Here is a 2,333-nt window from a genome sequence, read left to right as displayed (position 1 = left end):
AGCTGGCTGGAGCCCTCGATGTCGAGGTCGATGACGGCGTTGGTGCCGTTGTTACGCAGGATCGCGGCCAGCTCGAGCGCCGGGAGGCTCAGGTGCTGGGGATCGGTGCCGTGGCCGTAGAGCACGGCGGGGACGTTGCCGGCGCGGCGCGCGCGACGGGCGGCACCCTTGCCGCGCTCGGTGCGCGTGGTGACGGTGAGCGGATTTGCCGTGGTGGCCATGAGATTCTCCTGAACGTGTGGTGGTCATGCGGTCGGGGCGAGAACGCAACGGACCGCGACCTCCACAGCGGACCTGGGCCCACACGGAGAACTCCGCCACGCCGATAACGGGGACCACGGTGGATCCGCCCTCGCCGGGACAACGTCGCACAGCCTAGCCGACGATTCTCAGGCCTGTCACATCCACTGTTCGCCCACGCGTCACGTCGAATTGGTGGTCGTGTCGCGGACCGAGCGGACCATGGCCCTCGTGTATCCCCAGCGCAGCGACTCCGACCGCACCCGGCGTGGCGGTTCGGTCGTCGACTGTCTGCTGTGGTCGCCCGAGGACGTGACCATCCGGTTCCTCGAATCCCTCGCGCTCGCCGACCCCGATGTCGCCGAGCAGATGCTCGCGCCGCAGGTCGAGTACCGCGTCGGCCGCTCCGGCACCCGGCGCGGCCGCGCGGCGGTGATGCGCCGACTGCACCGCATCGCCGGCTCGTCGTGGGGGTTCGACGTCGTCGTCCACCAGGTCACCCGCGTCGGGAGCACGGTCCGCACCGAACGCACCGACGCCTTCATCCGAGGTCGGTTGCGCATCCAGGTCGCCGTGCGGGGGACCGCCGAGGTCCACGACGGCAAGATCGTCCGGTGGCAGGACGAGATGGGACGGGTCGCCCTCGTGCGGGCCATCTCCCGCGGACTCCTCGGTGCGGCGGTTCCGTCGGTACGGGCGCACATGCCCCCGCAGTAGCCGGACGGTCGTGCGACGATCAGATGATGAGCACCCCCACAGCGACCCCGACCGCGTCCGACGTCGCCGTCGACTTCCTCACCGCGATGGCCCGCGGTGACGCCGATGCGGCGATCGCGCTACTGCACCCCGACATCGTCTACACCAACGTCGGCTGGCCGACACTGCGTCACGCCGGCACCGCGAAGGTGTTGCGCGGCCTCGACGGACCGGTCGGTTTCGGTGTCCAATTCCTCGCCGTCTCCGCCGACGGTGACACCGTCCTGACCGAGCGCATCGACGAGCTCAGCCTCGGGCGTTTCCACTGGCAGTTCTGGGTCTGTGGTCGATTCGAGATCAGCGACGGCCTGGTGATCGGGTGGCGCGACTACTTCGACCACGTCCATCTCGCGGTCAAGCTGGTGCGCGCGGTGGCCGCCATCGCGGTGCCGTCGATCCAGCGGCCGCTGCCCGCTCCGCCCGCGATCGGGTAGCGGTACGCGCAGACCTCTAGAGGATCTCGTCGATCGCCTCGACCGGCCGCGCCAGACGCGTCCCCTTGTCGGTGACGACGAACGGCCGTTCGATGAGCCGCGGGTGGTCGGCCATGGCGTCGATCAGCGCGTCGTCCGATGCGTCGGCGAGACCGAGTTCGGCGAACAACGGCTCCCGCTTACGGACCGCGGCCCGGACCTCGATGCCGGCATCGGCGATGAGGCGGACCAGTTCGGCTCGGGTCGGCGGGGTGTCGAGGTAGCGGACGATCTCCGGTTCGATCCCCGCGTCCTGCAGCCGGGCGAGCGCCTTACGCGACGTCGAGCACTTCGGGTTGTGGAAGATGGTCGCGGACACGACGCGACTCAGGCGTTGCCGTCGAACAGGCTTGTGACCGAGCCGTTCTCGAAGACCTGCTGGATCGTCTGGGCCAGCAGCGGCGCGATCGAGAGGACCGTGAGGTTCTCGAAGCGCTTCTCCGGCGCGATCGGCAGGGTGTCGGTGGCGATGACCTCGCGTGCGCCACAGGACGCCAGACGCTCGGCGGCCGGATCGGAGAAGACTCCGTGGGTGGTCGCGATGATGACGTCACCGGCACCGGCGTCCTTGAGCACTCGGACGGCGCCGGCGATGGTGCCACCGGTGTCGATCATGTCGTCGATCAGGACACAGATCTGGCCCTCGACGTCACCGACCACGCGGTTGGACTTCACCTGGTTGGGCACCAACGGGTCTCGCGTCTTGTGGATGAACGCCAGCGGCGCACCGTTGAACGAGTCGGCCCATTTCTCGGCCACGCGCACACGGCCGGAGTCCGGCGACACGACGGTCACGTTCTCGGTGCCGTACTTGTGCTTGACGTACTCGGCGAGCTGCCCCTGGGCGTGCATGTGATCGACCGG

At 69.1% G+C, this 2,333-nt stretch carries 4 protein-coding genes and 1 pseudogene; 2 read left to right on the top strand and 3 right to left on the bottom strand.

Translation table 11 applies throughout. The annotated features are described in order from the left end of the window. A pseudogene (locus JHC79_RS23425) lies at positions 1–221 on the bottom strand (50S ribosomal protein L25); the annotation flags it as partial. A 241-nt stretch (positions 222–462) separates the two neighbouring features. Here JHC79_RS23425 and JHC79_RS23420 point away from each other — a divergent pair. Both JHC79_RS23420 and JHC79_RS23415 read left to right on the top strand, forming a co-directional pair. Further along, positions 463–957, top strand: a complete 495-nt coding sequence (locus tag JHC79_RS23420) for a limonene-1,2-epoxide hydrolase family protein (protein WP_296395458.1) — start codon at positions 463–465, stop codon at positions 955–957. A gap of 26 nt (positions 958–983) precedes the next feature. Then, positions 984–1,430: a limonene-1,2-epoxide hydrolase family protein gene (locus JHC79_RS23415; RefSeq protein ID WP_296395456.1), complete on the top strand. Its 447-nt coding sequence runs from the start codon at positions 984–986 to the stop codon at positions 1,428–1,430. 16 nt (positions 1,431–1,446) lie between these two features. On the opposite strand, the gene arsC is transcribed toward JHC79_RS23415, so the two are convergent. Then, positions 1,447–1,788, bottom strand: a complete 342-nt coding sequence (arsC, locus tag JHC79_RS23410) for an arsenate reductase (glutaredoxin) (protein WP_296395454.1) — start codon at positions 1,786–1,788, stop codon at positions 1,447–1,449. Between the two features lie 8 nt (positions 1,789–1,796). Continuing rightward, on the bottom strand, positions 1,797–2,333 hold a 537-nt coding region (prs, locus tag JHC79_RS23405), incomplete at its 5' end, for a ribose-phosphate diphosphokinase (protein WP_296395452.1).

Source organism: Williamsia sp. (genome assembly GCF_016462415.1).
Classification (GTDB): Bacteria; Actinomycetota; Actinomycetes; order Mycobacteriales; family Mycobacteriaceae; genus Williamsia_A.
This window is presented reverse-complemented; position numbering and strand designations above follow the sequence as displayed.

Excerpts from the sequence above, each read along its gene's own strand:
- JHC79_RS23420 (WP_296395458.1), top strand. The coding sequence starts at position 463 with ATGGCCCTCGTGTATCCCCAGCGCAGCGACTCCGACCGCACCCGGCGT.
- JHC79_RS23415 (WP_296395456.1), top strand. The coding sequence starts at position 984 with ATGAGCACCCCCACAGCGACCCCGACCGCGTCCGACGTCGCCGTCGAC.